This is a genomic window from Albidovulum salinarum (assembly GCF_025673475.1).
GTDB lineage: Bacteria > Pseudomonadota > Alphaproteobacteria > Rhodobacterales > Rhodobacteraceae > Albidovulum > Albidovulum salinarum.
In genome coordinates, this window is sequence record NZ_JAOVQO010000021.1 from 42834 (window position 1) to 56084 (window position 13251).

At 65.8% G+C, this 13251-nt stretch carries 14 protein-coding genes and 2 pseudogenes; 10 read left to right on the plus strand and 6 right to left on the minus strand.

Annotation, left to right across the window (positions count from 1 at the left end):
* The first annotated feature begins 6 nt into the window (after window positions 1–6).
* From OEZ60_RS19000 to OEZ60_RS19030, 7 genes are all read left to right on the plus strand, one after another.
* Complete coding sequence (locus OEZ60_RS19000; protein ID WP_263339677.1) at window positions 7–2025, plus strand: CocE/NonD family hydrolase; 2019 nt, start codon at window positions 7–9, stop codon at window positions 2023–2025.
* 21 nt (window positions 2026–2046) lie between these two features.
* On the plus strand, window positions 2047–2997 hold the full coding sequence (locus tag OEZ60_RS19005; RefSeq protein ID WP_263339679.1) for an ABC transporter permease: 951 nt from the start codon (window positions 2047–2049) through the stop codon (window positions 2995–2997).
* Window positions 2998–3004: 7 nt separating this feature from the next.
* Window positions 3005–3835, plus strand: a complete 831-nt coding sequence (locus tag OEZ60_RS19010) for an ABC transporter permease (RefSeq protein ID WP_263339683.1) — start codon at window positions 3005–3007, stop codon at window positions 3833–3835.
* A complete protein-coding gene (locus OEZ60_RS19015; RefSeq protein WP_263339685.1) occupies window positions 3835–4806 on the plus strand; it encodes an ABC transporter ATP-binding protein in 972 nt (323 codons plus the stop codon). Before OEZ60_RS19010 ends, OEZ60_RS19015 begins: the two co-directional genes overlap by 1 nt.
* Window positions 4803–5792 (plus strand): ABC transporter ATP-binding protein, encoded by a 990-nt coding sequence (locus OEZ60_RS19020; protein WP_263339688.1) that lies wholly within the window; start codon window positions 4803–4805, stop codon window positions 5790–5792. The genes OEZ60_RS19015 and OEZ60_RS19020 overlap by 4 nt, the downstream gene beginning before the upstream one ends.
* Entirely contained in the window at window positions 5773–7323 is a 1551-nt protein-coding gene (locus OEZ60_RS19025; protein WP_263339691.1) for an ABC transporter substrate-binding protein, read from the plus strand. The genes OEZ60_RS19020 and OEZ60_RS19025 overlap by 20 nt, the downstream gene beginning before the upstream one ends.
* 89 nt (window positions 7324–7412) lie before the next feature.
* The gene (locus OEZ60_RS19030) at window positions 7413–7982 is read left to right on the plus strand and encodes a TetR/AcrR family transcriptional regulator (protein WP_263339694.1); all 570 of its coding nucleotides are present in this window, start codon (window positions 7413–7415) and stop codon (window positions 7980–7982) included.
* 241 nt (window positions 7983–8223) lie between these two features.
* Here OEZ60_RS19030 and OEZ60_RS19035 read toward each other — a convergent pair.
* Window positions 8224–8436: pseudogene (locus OEZ60_RS19035) on the minus strand (transposase); the annotation flags it as partial.
* Between the two features lie 21 nt (window positions 8437–8457).
* Here OEZ60_RS19035 and OEZ60_RS19040 point away from each other — a divergent pair.
* From OEZ60_RS19040 to OEZ60_RS19050, 3 genes and pseudogenes are all read left to right on the plus strand, one after another.
* Entirely contained in the window at window positions 8458–8637 is a 180-nt protein-coding gene (locus OEZ60_RS19040) for a hypothetical protein (RefSeq protein ID WP_263339696.1), read from the plus strand.
* A complete protein-coding gene (locus OEZ60_RS19045; RefSeq protein WP_263339698.1) occupies window positions 8634–9029 on the plus strand; it encodes a tetratricopeptide repeat protein in 396 nt (131 codons plus the stop codon). The genes OEZ60_RS19040 and OEZ60_RS19045 overlap by 4 nt, the downstream gene beginning before the upstream one ends.
* 2 nt (window positions 9030–9031) lie before the next feature.
* Window positions 9032–9205, plus strand: a pseudogene (locus OEZ60_RS19050) (ISKra4 family transposase); the annotation flags it as partial.
* Window positions 9206–9358: 153 nt separating this feature from the next.
* Here OEZ60_RS19050 and OEZ60_RS19055 read toward each other — a convergent pair.
* The 5 genes from OEZ60_RS19055 to OEZ60_RS19075 all read right to left on the minus strand — a co-directional run bounded on the left by OEZ60_RS19055 (window position 9359) and on the right by OEZ60_RS19075 (window position 13203).
* Window positions 9359–9538 carry a hypothetical protein gene (locus OEZ60_RS19055; protein ID WP_263339737.1) on the minus strand — a complete coding sequence of 60 codons (180 nt, stop codon included), beginning with the start codon at window positions 9536–9538 and terminating at the stop codon, window positions 9359–9361.
* A gap of 262 nt (window positions 9539–9800) precedes the next feature.
* Window positions 9801–10958: an NAD(P)/FAD-dependent oxidoreductase gene (locus OEZ60_RS19060; RefSeq protein ID WP_263339701.1), complete on the minus strand. Its 1158-nt coding sequence runs from the start codon at window positions 10956–10958 to the stop codon at window positions 9801–9803.
* Between the two features lie 9 nt (window positions 10959–10967).
* Entirely contained in the window at window positions 10968–12215 is a 1248-nt protein-coding gene (locus tag OEZ60_RS19065) for a flavin-containing monooxygenase (RefSeq protein ID WP_263339703.1), read from the minus strand.
* Window positions 12216–12388: 173 nt separating this feature from the next.
* A complete protein-coding gene (locus OEZ60_RS19070) occupies window positions 12389–12553 on the minus strand; it encodes a hypothetical protein (protein ID WP_263339705.1) in 165 nt (54 codons plus the stop codon).
* 68 nt (window positions 12554–12621) lie between these two features.
* Window positions 12622–13203, minus strand: coding sequence for an OsmC family protein (locus tag OEZ60_RS19075; protein WP_263339706.1), 582 nt, complete (start codon window positions 13201–13203; stop codon window positions 12622–12624).
* Between the last annotated feature and the right edge of the window lie 48 nt (window positions 13204–13251).

Consider the following 13251-nt stretch of genomic DNA (forward strand, 5'->3'; position numbering starts at 1 on the left):
GGAACCATGACGACGATCCGACACACATTTCCCCACGAGGTCGAGATCGTCGAGAACATCTTCGTGCCGATGCCCGACGGCACGCGCCTTGCTGCGAAGCTCTGGCGGCCGAAGGGCGTGGGGCCGGTGCCCGCGATCCTCGAATACCTGCCCTACCGCAAGCGCGAGGGAACGCGCGGCCGCGACCAGAAGATGCACGCCTGGCTTGCCGGTCACGGCTATGCCTGCCTCAGGCTGGACATTCGCGGCACCGGGGATAGCGAGGGGCTGATCGAGGACGAGTACACCGAATGCGAGATCCTCGATGGCTGCGACGCCATCGGCTGGATTGCCGGGCAGGATTGGTGCGACGGCCAGGTCGCGATGTACGGCATCTCCTGGGGCGGCTTCAACGGCCTCCAGATCGCGGCGCGGCGCCCGCCCGCCCTGAAGACGATCATCACCGTGGGCTCGACCGACGACCGTTACGCGACGGACGTCCACTATGTCGGCGGCTGCCTCAGCAAGGACAATTTCGACTGGTCCGCGACGATGCTGGCCCATAACGACCTGCCGCCGGACCCTGAGATCGTGGGCCCCGCCTGGCGCGACATGTGGCAAGCACGGATGAGGGCCAACTCGCCGTGGATCCTGCACTGGCTGTCGCATCAGCGCCGCGACGCCTACTGGCAGCACGGCTCGGTCTGCGAGGATTTCTCGGCGATCACCATCCCGGTTCTTGCCGTCTCGGGCTGGGCCGACAACTACTCCGAAAGCGTGCCCCGGCTCCTCGCCGGCCTGTCCGGACCCCGGCGCGGGTTGATCGGCCCCTGGGCACATTCCTTCCCGCATGATGTCACGGTCGAGCCCGCCATCGGCTGGCTGCAGGAAGTCCGGCGCTGGTGCGATCACTGGATGAAGGGCGCGCCGGGCGGGATGGTGGACGACCCCATGTACCGGGTCTGGATGCAGGAGAGCGTGCCGCCCTCGACCTGCTATCTCGAACGCCCCGGCCGCTGGGTTGCCGAGGCGGAATGGCCCTCGCCGCGTATCATGCACCAGACGCTGCACCTCAACCCGGACGGTCGGCTCGCGGCCACCGCCGAGGGGGTGGACGAAATGCCGGTCTGCTCGCCGCTCTGGGTCGGGCTCGCTGCCGGAGAGGTCGGGCGATACGGCGAGGATGCCGAGTGGCCGACCGACCAGCGCGAGGACGATGGCGGCTCGCTCGTCTTCGCGACCGAGCCGCTGCCCGAGCGCACCGAGATCCTCGGCGCGCCACAGCTTCACCTGCGGTTCTCCTGCGACAAGCCGATGGCGCTGGTCGCGGTTCGGTTGAACGACGTCTGGCCTGACGGTCGGTCCACCCGTGTGACGCTCGGCTGCCTGAACCTGACCCATCGCGACAGCCACGAGCACGCTGCGGCTCTGGAGCCCGGGCGGATCTACGATGCGGTCATCGACCTTGACGACATCGCCCATTCCTTCCCGGAGGGTCACCGGATCGCGGTTTCGCTTTCGACAACCTACTGGCCGATCTGCTGGCCGTCGCCCGAACTGGCCACGCTGACCGTTCGGACCGGAGAGACCTGGCTTGATCTGCCCGTCCGCCCAACCGATCCCGCCGACGCCGCCTTGCGATCCTTCGCCCCGCCCGAGATGGCCGCGCCGACGCCCTCTGTCGACCTAAATGCCGGGTCCGCCGCCCGCCGATCCGTCACCCGCGATCTCCTTAGCGGAGAGATGGTCGTCGACTTTCCGCGATGGACCTACGCGCGCGAGATGCCGGATATCGGCCAGACCGTCACCTCCGACGCTTTCGCCCGTTACCGCATCGCCGACGGCGATCCGCTCTCGGCCAGTTGCGAGACCGGGGCCAACGTTGTCATCCAGCGCAAGGATGGCGCCTTTGGTCATCACTCGACGGGCCGGCTCACCTGCGATGCCACCCATTTCCGGGTCGAGACCTCGCTTCGGATCACCGAAAACGGCGCGACACTTTTCGAGCGCCAATGGGACGAGAGGATCCCGCGCGACCATGTGTAAGAGGGGGCAGCAAGCCGGGACATGCTGAGATACGCCGTCAAGCGCGTCGCCCTCGCTATCGTGATCCTGTTCACGGTGATGCTGGCGATGTACGCGATGGTGTTCCTCGTGCCGGGCGATCCGGCGGCCCTTGCCCTCGGGCCGCGGGCGACGCCGGAGCTGAAGGCACTGCTGCGCGAACGGATGGGGCTCGATGAGCCGGTGCTGATGCAGGTCTGGCACTTCTTCCACAACGCCGCGACCGGCGATCTCGGCTATGACGTCTGGTCGAAGCGCCCGGTCCTCGACCAGATCCTCGAATTCTTCCCCAACACGCTCGTTCTCGGTGTCACCGCACTCGGCTGGGCAGTGGTGCTCGGCATCGCGCTTGGCTGCGCAGCAGTCATTTGGCGCGGCACTGTGACCGACCGGCTTCTCGGCATCCTGTCGGTGGGGCTGATCTCGGTCCCCGCTTTCGTCGTCGCGATCTACGCGATCCTGATCTTTGCCGTCTGGCTGCGCTGGCTGCCCGCGATCGGCGCGGGCACGCCGGGTGATATCGGCAGCCAGCTGCGCGCGCTGGTCCTGCCGGCCTTCGCGCTCGGCATCGGCTGGGTCGGCTACCTCGCACGGCTCGTGCGCGCCTCGCTCCTCGAGGTGATGGGCGAGAACTACATCCGCACCGCCCGCGCCTTCGGGCTGCCCGAACGCAAGGTCGTCTTCCGCTATGCGCTGCGTGTCGCGATCATCCCGACGATCGCGCTTCTCGCCGTCGGTCTCGGCTCGATCCTGTCGAGCGCGGTCTTCGTCGAAACGGTCTTTGGCCGGCCCGGAATCGGGACGCTCATCACCGGCGCGGTACAGAAGCGGAACTATCCCGTCGTCATGGGTACGGTCCTCTTCATGACCGCCTTCTACCTCTTCATCGTCACCGCCGCCGATCTCCTGATCGCGCGGCTCGATCCGAGGGTGCGCGATGTCTTCCGGCAGTAGATTCCGGGTGCTTCGCGCCCTTCTTGCCGACCCTATGGGGGCACTCGGTCTTGGCCTTGTCCTGCTCTTCGTCGCGATGGCGCTGTTCGCGCCCTGGGTCGCGCCCGCCGACCCCATCAGGCTGAACGTGGTCGAGAAGTTCCAGCCGCCTTCGCTCGCGCATCTCGCGGGCACCGATCAACTCGGCCGGGACCTCCTGTCGCGGATCATCTTCGGGGCGCGAACGGCCTTGTCGATCGCGCTGACCTCGGTCGGGCTCGCCGGGCTCGGCGGGCTGATCCTCGGCATGATCGCGGGCTTCGGGCCGCGTTGGCTCGACGCCGTGCTGGTCCTGATGTTCGACTCGATGTCGTCGCTGCCGATGATCATGTTCGCGCTCGCCGTCATCACCATCGTCGGCCCCGGTACCGGGACGCTGATCCTCGTCGTCGTCCTCGTCTCGATCCCGGCCTATGCGCGGCTCATACGGGCGCAGACGCTGAGCCTCGTGGGGGCGGACTTCATCGTGGCCGAACGCGCGATGGGGGCATCTTCGGCGCGCATCCTCTTCCGCCACCTCCTGCCGAATGTCATCGGCCCGCTCGTCATCCTCCTGTCGATGGACGTGCCCGTGGTCATCATGCTTGAGGCGGGGCTGTCCTACCTCAACCTCGGCGTGCGGCCGCCGACGCCGTCCTGGGGCAACATCCTCTACGACGGCTACACCTCGATCCGCTCGGCGCCCTACATGGTCCTGATCGCAGGCTTTCCGCTGGTGCTTTCCACGCTCGGCTTCACCTTCCTCGGCGAGGGTCTGCGCGACGCGCTCGACCCCAAGCTCAAGCGGGGTGAGCAATGATGAGCGAACCGGTCCTCTCGGTCGAGAACCTGTCGCTTCGCTACCGGGTGCCGGGCGGCGCCATTGCGGCCCTGAGGAACGTGAGTATCGCTGTCCGGCAGGGCGAGGTTCTGGGGATTGCCGGCGAAAGCGGCTGCGGCAAGTCGACGCTTGCGGCGGCGATGATCGACCTTGTGGGAACGAATGCGGAAGTGACATCCGGGGTCGTTCGCCTGAACGGGCGCGACATCCTCGCCCTGTCACCGGTGGACCGGAGACGGCTTCGCGGCCGCGAGATCGCGATGGTCTTCCAGGACCCGATGACCGCATTCAGCCCGGTCCTGACCGTCGGCGCGCAGCTTGTCGACTTCCAGTTCAACCTCGACGGCCTGGCGGGCCGCGAGAAATGGCGCCGCGCGCGCGACATGCTGGCGCGGGTGGGGCTTTCCGACCCCGACCATGCGATGGGCCGGTTTCCCCATGAACTCTCGGGCGGAATGCGACAGCGGGCGGCCATCGCGGCGGCGCTTCTGATGCGGCCGTCGGTGCTGATCGCGGACGAGCCGACGACCGCGCTCGACGTCACGATGGAAGCGCAGATCGTTCATCTGCTGCGCCAGTTGCAGGCCGACTATCGCTGCGCCATCGTCATCGTCACCCATCATCTTGGCGTGATCGCGGAGCTATGCGACCGGGTGGCGGTGATGTATGCCGGCGAGGTTGTCGAGGAAGCACCGGTCGACGCCCTCTTTCACGATCCCCGCCACCCCTATACCCGCGCGCTCCTCGCCTGCGACCCGGCACGGATCGAGGCGGCGACGGGCCGGCTTCCCGCGATCGGCGGGCGGCTGCCGGATCTGTCCAGCCCGCCCACCGGTTGCAGCTTCGCCGACCGCTGCGGGATCGCGACGGACCGCTGCCGGGTGGCACCGCCGCCACGCGTAGGGCTCGGTCCGGACCGCAACGCGCTGTGCCATGAGGTGGCGCCATGACGGTGCTGCTGTCGATCCGCGACCTTGACGTGGACCTGGGGCGAGGCGGCTGGTTCGCAGACGCGGCGCCGCTCAACATCCTTTCGGGCGTGTCGCTCGACCTCATGCCGGGCGAGACGTTGGGCCTGGTCGGCGAAAGCGGATCGGGCAAGACGACGCTTGCCCGCGCGGTCCTGGGGTTACAGCCGGTGAGCGGCGGGAGGCTCTGGTTCGACGGGGCCGAACTGACCCGGCCCGCCGATTTCCGCGCCATACGGCGAAGGGCGGCGCTGATGTTCCAGGACGCGACGGCCTCGCTTTCACCGCGCATGACCGTGGGCGAGGCGGTGACCGAGCCCTTCGCGATCCACCGTATCGCGGTGAGGAACCGCCACGACAAGGCCGCGGAGCTTCTGGCCGAAGTCGGCCTGCCGCCAGAGATGGCCGCGCGGTATCCGCACGAACTGTCCGGCGGTCAGGCGCGGCGGGTGGGCGTGGCCCGCGCGCTGGCGCTGAAGCCGGCGCTGGTGATCGCGGATGAGCCCACAGCGGGGCTCGATGTCTCGGTGCAGGCGGAAATCCTCAACCTCATGGCCGATCTCAAGGAACGGCACGGGCTGAGCTATCTGATCATCACCCACAACCTCGCGCTCGTCCGCCATGTCGCCGACCGTATCGCCGTCCTCTATCTCGGGCGCCTGGTCGAGACGGGGCCGACCCGCGCGATCTTCGCCGATCCGCGCCACCCCTACACGCGAAGCCTGATCGCGGCTGAGCCGAAGCCTGATCCCCGCAAGCGCCGTGCCGATCTGGCGATCCGGGGCGAGATCCCGAGCATACTGCGCCGCCCGGCGGGCTGCGAGTTCCACACCCGCTGCCCGCTCGCCCGGGAGATCTGCCGCGTCGAGCCGCCCGCGCTCGGCGACATCGGCCGGGGCCGCTCTGCGCGCTGCCATTTTGCCGAAACGATGACAGAGGGAGGAAGACATGAACTGGAACACAGATAGACGGAAATTCCTGAAGCTTGCCGGTGCCGGCCTGGCCGCCGCCGCCGCCTCGCCGCATTTCGCCTGGGCGGCCGAGGGCGACACGCTCCGCATCCGCGTGACCTCCGATTTTCAGGTACTCGACCCGTGGGGCATCATCGGTGAACTGGACGAGATCATCCCGCGCTGCACGCAGGTATCGCTTGTGCGGATGGGCGACATGCGCGCGGGCAACCAGTGGGAACTCTACGCCGCGGAAAAGCTCGAATGGCTCGACGGCACGCGGCTCGCCTTCACGCTGCGGGAGGGGCTGGTCTGGACTGGCGACCACGGGCCCGTGACTGCCCATGACGTCAAGTTCTCCTATGAGCGGATCGCCGGGTCCGACAGCGCCTGGGCCTATCAGTTCGAGAAGCTGAAGGAGGTCGAGGTCATCGACGACCGGAACGGCGTCATCCACCTGACCGAGGCGTTCGCGCCCTTCATCGTCATCGCCATGCCCTATTACGGCGGTCATATCGTCTGCAAGGCAGCGGTCGAAGCCGTGGGCGGCCAGTACACGACGGAGATCCCGGCACAGTGCGGACCGTACTTGTTGGACAGCTGGGAGCAGCAGCAAAAGGTAACTTTGGTGCCGAACCCAGCCTGGGCCGGAGAGAAACCTGACTTCTCGACGGTCGAAATCTACATCGTCACCGATGACCAGGCGGCTCAGCTTGCCTACGAGGCCGATGCCTTCGACTACACCCGGCTCGCGCCCGCCGCGGTCAAGCAGCTGAAGGAGGCAATGCCCGAAGGCGCGGCGCTGATCGAGGCGGAATCGACGCGGTACGTCTGGCTGACCATCAACCAGAACGCCGAACCCCTGAAGGACATCCGCGTGAGGCAGGCGATCCAGTACGCCTATGACAGCGACGCGGTGCTTCAGGGCGCCTATGACGGGCTTGTCGGACGCTCGGCCGGGGTGGTCCAGCCCGGCACCGCCTTCGCGCGCGAAAAGAACATCATCGACACGCGCGATGTCGAGAAGGCCAAGGCGCTTCTGGCCGAGGCCGGCGCGGAGGGGCTGACGCTGAACCTCGTGACGCAGACCGACTCGACCTCTCAGACGATCGCCCAGATCATTCAGGCAAGCCTTGCCGAGGCAGGGATCACCATCGTCATCCAGCCGACCGAGGATGCCGCTTACTGGGCCTTGGGCGACAAGACCGCAGGAGACGACTACCTCTCGCTGGAACTGGTGCTGCAGAGCTTTGCAGGCGGCGTCGACCCGACCGAGAACCTCGTCTGGTTCCGCCCGGACCAGATCGGCGTCTACAACTGGACCTTCTTCGACAGCGCCGAATACGAGGAGCTCTACCAGAAGTCGCTGATCGAACAGGACACCGACAAGCGCAGGGCGATGTTCAACCGGATGGAGGACTTGATGGAGGAATCCGGCGACTTCGTCTTCATCTGCTTCGAACCCCTGGTGGCGATCCACGACGCGAACCTCAGCCCGGTCATACTTTCGGACGGGCATCCCGATCCGGTAAGGTTCACGAAGGTCTGACATCCCGTGCGGTGGCGTCCAGCGATGGGCGCCACCCCTGCCAAGGATCCCCGATGAAGCAGAAGTCGCCAGCACCGAGATACGTCCGCATGACCAGCGAGGAGCGCCGCGCCGCGCTGATCGAGGCGGGCCTCGCCTGCATGGCGCGTGGCGGCATCCAGGAGTTCACGGTTGACAAGATCTGTGCCGAGGCGGGCGTGTCCCGCGGCCTGATCAGCCACCACTTCGGCTCGATGAACGCGCTGCTGGCGGCGGTCTACGCGACCATGTACGACGGCTCCACCAGGCTCACCCGGGACCCCGCACCGGGCGAGACGCGGCTTTCGGCCCTGCTTGATGCCTTCTTCGCACCCGAGGTTTTCAACCGGGAAGCGTTCAACATCTGGCTCACGCTCTGGGGGCAGATCTCGCTCAACCCGGATCTCGGCGCCGAGCATCGGGTGCAATATGCCCGCTATGTCGGAGACGTCGCCGAGGCGATCCGCGAAGTCGCCAGGACCAGGGGGCGCAACACGGATGCCAACGCCCTCGCCCGATCGTTCGTCTGCCTTGTCGATGGGCTCGGTATCCAGCACTGCATCGAACCCGCGTCCATGCCTGCAAAAGACGCGAAGGCGGCCTGCCGATTGTTCCTTGAGCCGCATCTCGGCGACTTTTGAACGCGGCAGGCCCGGTCACCCTGGCTGCCGAGTGGCGCCAACACCCGCGCATTGCCGGTCCCCTGTCCTGTGGTCGGTGTTCCTCGGCCATGAGTGGGTTACCGCTCGCCGCCCCCCCCGAAGCCATCGCCCCGATGGACCAGAGGCCGATCATGCACCAACACACAAACCGGGCGGCAGTGTCCCAGGGTTCTCTAATCGCCTTGGTCAAGTGCTGATCTCGCAGCGTTTTATCCTGCGCGCCGGGCTCCAGGAACTCCTTCGACCACGAGTAGGACAGGCTCTGGGCAATCCCCTCGCGCCGGCAGAGCTCGGCGATGCTCTCCTCGCCGCGCAGACCCTCCAGCACGACCCTGATCTTCTCCTCAGCTGAATGGTGCTTCCGGGTCTCGCGGCGGATGTCCTTCACGACCTGTTCGGCCGGAAGCTTCGGTGTTCCGGATTTCTGTCTCATCTCCACTCCTTGGCGGTTACGATGAGCCAGAAATCCTCCGTTGCGCAATCACGTCAAAATGGCCCACAGGCGCTGACGGCGGACAAGCGAAGGGGCTGGCCCTGGCAATTTCCGGTCGCGACGCGGATGCGCTTGAACGGGCGCGGCTTGCCGTATCCCTGGCACCAGTCGATGGGCATGTCCTCGATCTTGCCGGAATGATCGCCATACTGGCCGGAGCACCCGACTTGGCCGCGGACGTGTCAGACCCAACTCGCGAGCGGCATGGCGTCGGCCGATTCGGCGCGCGCAGCATCTGGGGTGTCTCGCAGTTGATGCTCGGCGATGATCGAACAGTGATCACGGCCTTCTCAGGCGCCGTCGCCGCCGGCTCATCGGTCAGCCCGCCATCGCTACTCTTCCAGGCTGTCGCACATCATCGGCTCGGAGAATACGAAAAGGCGCCTAACCTGATCGACGAACTCAGCGCAACATGGCCTAATTTTCCGGTCCGCTTTCTTGTAGAGCGAGTTCTCCGCGACGCCGCACCCGTCGAGCGAGACATCCTCGAAGCGCTGGACTCGTATGGCTTCGTCGGTCCCCAAACCGATTGAGCCGTTTATGGGGAACGCGTCTGAACCGGCTTGTCGAAAGCACCGTAAACACCGTCGTCGGCAAGCGCTGTGGCAAATGTCGGCAGATGCGCTGGCCAATACGCGGCGCTCACCTCATGCTGCAAACCTGCACCCGAGCACTCGACGGAGCTCTCCGCCAGAAATTTCAACGGTAGTATCCGGGGATAAGGTCCGTAACCAAAATCTGCCAGGCCGCCTCGCTGCCGATCATGCGGGACCTGTCGTCATTTGAGTTGAGCGCGGGGCATCAAAATGGCGGGCTGTTTGGACGGCTCGAAGGACGGATACGGCTAGTTGATTTCGTGACATCATACCAGATTTGGGATGCTGTCAAACGCCGGCAACAAGACGGCATGGGCACGGGTAGCCTGCACTGACTGATCCAGTTTGATTGTTAGTGCATCATAGGCCTGGTTTCCATCGTCACGATCGTCTCGGGAGTCGGCGGGCGATGTCGGCCACGCTTGCCGGTCGGTGGTGGTCGCCATGTCATCTCTGGATCAAACCAGATCGAAGGCGATCCGCGCCGCTTCAACGCGTTCGCGGGTTCACTCGAACCGGTAGCGTGAACCGCTCACTGTAAGCCGACCAGTTCGTGGTCTTGTACTTCGTAGGGGCCCAACTGCTCATACCATCCAGCTATCCTACTGGATCCATGCGGTGAATTCCTCAGCCGATCTGTGCAACAAGGCCGTGCGGGAGGATAGAATGAAACCCGCCCGAAGGCGGGTTTCCATTGCGAGGCGCCGGTCACGCCGCCGTAGGCAGTTCCCGTTTGAACCCTGCAACCCAGCGCTGGTTCGCCTTCATCGATCGGTTGAGGTCGAGGTGGATGTTCTGCACCTCCCCCATCGTCCAGTCGAGTCCCGCCAGCCGGTCGGTCAGGGCGAAGAACTCGGACGACAGCGAATCCCGTAGCGCCGGATAGTCGACCAACGTGCCTGCGATGACCGCATCCGCCAGGATCTCGGCGTCGCGAAGAGCGTCGCTTATGCCGTGCGCGCTGATCGGATCGCGGAAATAGCCGGCATCGCCAACGAGCGCCCAGCCCGGTCCCGCCGATTGGCGGAAGAAACCGGGAAGGCCGGAGAAGAGGACGGGAACGCTTGTCGCATCCGCGCCCGCAAGATCGTCGGCCAGTGCGGGCACGAAGCGGCTGGCGATCTTTTCCAGGTTCTGCGGGCCCGCCTTTCGCACTTCGGCCTGCAGCTCGGGCGGCAAGCCGACAAAAACGCAGGAAAGCCCGTCGTTTGTCGGTATCACCCCGCCTGCGGCGCCGGGCGCGAAATGCCAACGGTAGCCGCGATTGGGCAGGCCGCGCACATACTGGTAGAGGCAGGAAATGGTATTCTGCGCCGTCCGCGTCACCTGCGCCCCCGCGGCCCGCGCAACCGACGACCGGCGACCGTCCGCCCCGATCACGAGAGGCGCGCGCACCTCCCTGATTATACCTGAGGGCGTCCGGACCTTCGCACCGATCACACGGCCCTGATCGTCGGTGATGAAGCCCGTGAATCCGGTTCCGTATCGCAGTTCGGCCCCGGCGACCGCGGCTGCCTCGGCAAGCGTCACGTCCAGCAGCGTGCGGCGCGGCGCGTAGAGCGCAGCGATCCCTTCCTCGTCCTTCAGGTCGATGTCGAGCGCCTCGCCGTCGTAGATGAAACTCGTCCGCCGCACCGCGGGCGTTCCCGCGCCGACGATCGCGTGGAGGAGCCCCCATTTGCGCAGCTGGAACACGCCCGCGCGCATGAGCGCATGGGTCGACATCGTGTCGGTTCCAGGCTGATCATGATCGACGACAAGCACCTTGGCGCCCCGTCGCGCCAGAAGCATGGCTGTCGAAGCTCCGGCGCAACGGGCACCGACAATGATGGCATCATACGCGGTGTTTCCGAAATCGCGGGTCATGGTAACCTCTCATGCTGCAATACGTTTCGAGTTGCTCAAATGTGTCGCGACGGCCTCTGCTATGGCCTCGGCGTCGCGGCCAGCGCCGTAGATGAAGGCCGAACTGCGGTGCCGCATGAACGGCAGACCGAGCGCGAAGAGGCCCGGTTCTGGCGTGACGCCGCCGGCGTGCAGGATTTCCCCCTGAGAACTGAGGACGGGCAGTCGCAACCACGGATAGGCCCGGCGGAAACCGGTGGCCCAGACGACGGTTCTGATACCGGCGGCCTGCAAGTCCGTCTGGGACGGGCCATCGCCCAAGACCGCTGGCCGCAACCAGGCCTCCGGACTTTGCGGGGCGAGGAAGCCCATCTCGGAGATGAACTGGTCGATCATGGACAAAAGCCGGTGCAGCCGCGCCTCTGCTTCGTCGACAGTTTCCCGAAGAGAGCCGGCAAAAGGAACCTTTCCTGACGACACGCCGAGCGCACGACCGGCGATGGTCACGCCTTGCGCGCTCAGCCGATCAAGGCCGACCTCCTTCCCGTCCTCGCTGCCGGTCAACTGGAACGACGGCAGCCCCTGAAGACGTTTGTTCGAGATCGTAGGATCGCGCGGCTCGTAGAGGAAACCGGTTCGGTCGAGCCAGTCTACGAAGTCCCGCCCCCGATAGCGGCGCGGCGCGCGGACATGACGTCCGGCCGCGATTGTGACCGGCCGGCCGGACGCGTGTATCTCCCCCGCAAGCTGGACGCCCGAGGCGGACGCACCGACGACCAGAACGCCGCCCTCATCGAGCGTGTCAGGTCCGGTATAGTCGCGGGCGCTGATCTGGCGGATGCTGCCTGGCAGCCCGTGGGCCCAGGCCGGGACTGCCGGCTGATCGCAGGCGCCGGTCGCGACGACGACCGCGCGGGTCGAAAAGTCGCCTGTCGTGGTTTGGACGAGAAAGTGTCCCTCCACGCGCGTGACCGATAGCACCTCGCACCCGGTCTGGACCGGCGCACCGAACCCGTGCCCGTAGCGATCCAGCAACCCGGCGAAATCGCTCGCCCGCATGAAGCCATCCGGCTCGGACAGCCTTCCGAGGCCGGGCAGTCGGGTCATGGAGTTCGGCGACAGTAGCCTCAGCCCCGGCCAGCGTTCAGAGAACCAGCGTTCACCAACGCGGCCGCGTTCGAGTACGACGTGGTCGATACGCTTTTCGGTCAGGCAATGGCTTAGCGCCAGTCCGGCATGCCCTGCACCCATGATGATTGTATCCACGCGAAGTGGCATGTCGTGTTTCCATGGTTTTGCCAGCCCTCCTTGCTGCGCGCGTGTTTCAGGCGAACTGCGCGCCGCGGAGGAAAGGGTTTCATTTGTTTCGGCGACGCGAAGTTCCTGCAGCGCGGGCGAAACGCCCGCGGGAGGCAGCCAGCAGGCGTCCGCGTGAGGTGGCTGGTCCGAGCTCAGGCGGCCATGCCATGGGTCGAGGCCTCGGCTTCGTCCACGCCGTCATCGAATGGAAAGTCGCTCTTTTCGTTCCACCAGGCGATGAAGGCTCGGACCGCCTCCTTGCTGTCCATGTGGTCGAAGCCGTTCTCGTGGCCTCTCATCTGGCGCGTCTCACGCATGGTTCCTGTTCTCCGATTAGGGGAGCGGATCAGAGAGGCCAGCACCCCAGGTGCTGGCCAACCCGTCTTCAGTTCGCGATGGCGGCAACGGTGACCGGCACGCCGTTCGTCAGCACGTCGAAGACGGCCGAACGGGCGACCGACTGATGCACGATCTGCTCAAGCACCTCGTCGGACGCGTCCCCCTTGATCTTGAAAGTGGCACGGACCCCCGAGAAGCCGTTCCGCACGGTCTTGTCGAGGCCGAGGATGCCGTTGAGGTTGATGTCGCCCTCGATTGAGGTCTCGACCGAGTGAAGCTTCACCTGCCGGATCGAGGCTATATTGCCGATGCCTGCGGTGATGCAGGCAGACAGGCCCGCGAGCAGCATCTCGACCGGCGTCGCGCCATTGTCGCCGCCGCAGAGCACCTGCGGATGATCGCCGTCGATGCTGTACGTGTCCTTGTGCTCCATTTCGGACATCGCGCCGAAGAAGCCCGAGAAGCTGGTGCGAGAATGAGTCCCCGAGAGCCATTCGCCATTCGCGCGGAAGGTGAACTTCGCGATGTCGGGCGATTGGCCGACGACTCCGAGCGTGGCGACGAAGGTGGGTACGTCGACGCCGTTGATCGCGACCTTGGCGGGCTTGTTGACTGTTGCAGTTGTCATGGTCTGGTCTCCTGTCATGCATACTGGCTGCGCGGACGAACCCTTCGC

What these genes read in the sequence shown, in the direction of transcription:
- OEZ60_RS19030 (WP_263339694.1), top strand. Translation starts at nt 7,413, where the DNA reads ATGACCAGCGAGGAGCGCCGCGCCGCGCTGATCGAGGCGGGCCTCGCC.
- OEZ60_RS19075 (WP_263339706.1), bottom strand. Translation starts at nt 13,203, where the DNA reads ATGACAACTGCAACAGTCAACAAGCCCGCCAAGGTCGCGATCAACGGC.
- OEZ60_RS19025 (WP_263339691.1), top strand. Translation starts at nt 5,773, where the DNA reads ATGAACTGGAACACAGATAGACGGAAATTCCTGAAGCTTGCCGGTGCC.
- OEZ60_RS19070 (WP_263339705.1), bottom strand. Translation starts at nt 12,553, where the DNA reads ATGCGTGAGACGCGCCAGATGAGAGGCCACGAGAACGGCTTCGACCAC.
- OEZ60_RS19040 (WP_263339696.1), top strand. Translation starts at nt 8,458, where the DNA reads ATGAGCCAGAAATCCTCCGTTGCGCAATCACGTCAAAATGGCCCACAG.
- OEZ60_RS19055 (WP_263339737.1), bottom strand. Translation starts at nt 9,538, where the DNA reads ATGGCGACCACCACCGACCGGCAAGCGTGGCCGACATCGCCCGCCGAC.
- OEZ60_RS19020 (WP_263339688.1), top strand. Translation starts at nt 4,803, where the DNA reads ATGACGGTGCTGCTGTCGATCCGCGACCTTGACGTGGACCTGGGGCGA.
- OEZ60_RS19000 (WP_263339677.1), top strand. Translation starts at nt 7, where the DNA reads ATGACGACGATCCGACACACATTTCCCCACGAGGTCGAGATCGTCGAG.
- OEZ60_RS19015 (WP_263339685.1), top strand. Translation starts at nt 3,835, where the DNA reads ATGAGCGAACCGGTCCTCTCGGTCGAGAACCTGTCGCTTCGCTACCGG.
- OEZ60_RS19005 (WP_263339679.1), top strand. Translation starts at nt 2,047, where the DNA reads ATGCTGAGATACGCCGTCAAGCGCGTCGCCCTCGCTATCGTGATCCTG.
- OEZ60_RS19065 (WP_263339703.1), bottom strand. Translation starts at nt 12,215, where the DNA reads ATGCCACTTCGCGTGGATACAATCATCATGGGTGCAGGGCATGCCGGA.
- OEZ60_RS19045 (WP_263339698.1), top strand. Translation starts at nt 8,634, where the DNA reads ATGATCGCCATACTGGCCGGAGCACCCGACTTGGCCGCGGACGTGTCA.
- OEZ60_RS19060 (WP_263339701.1), bottom strand. Translation starts at nt 10,958, where the DNA reads ATGACCCGCGATTTCGGAAACACCGCGTATGATGCCATCATTGTCGGT.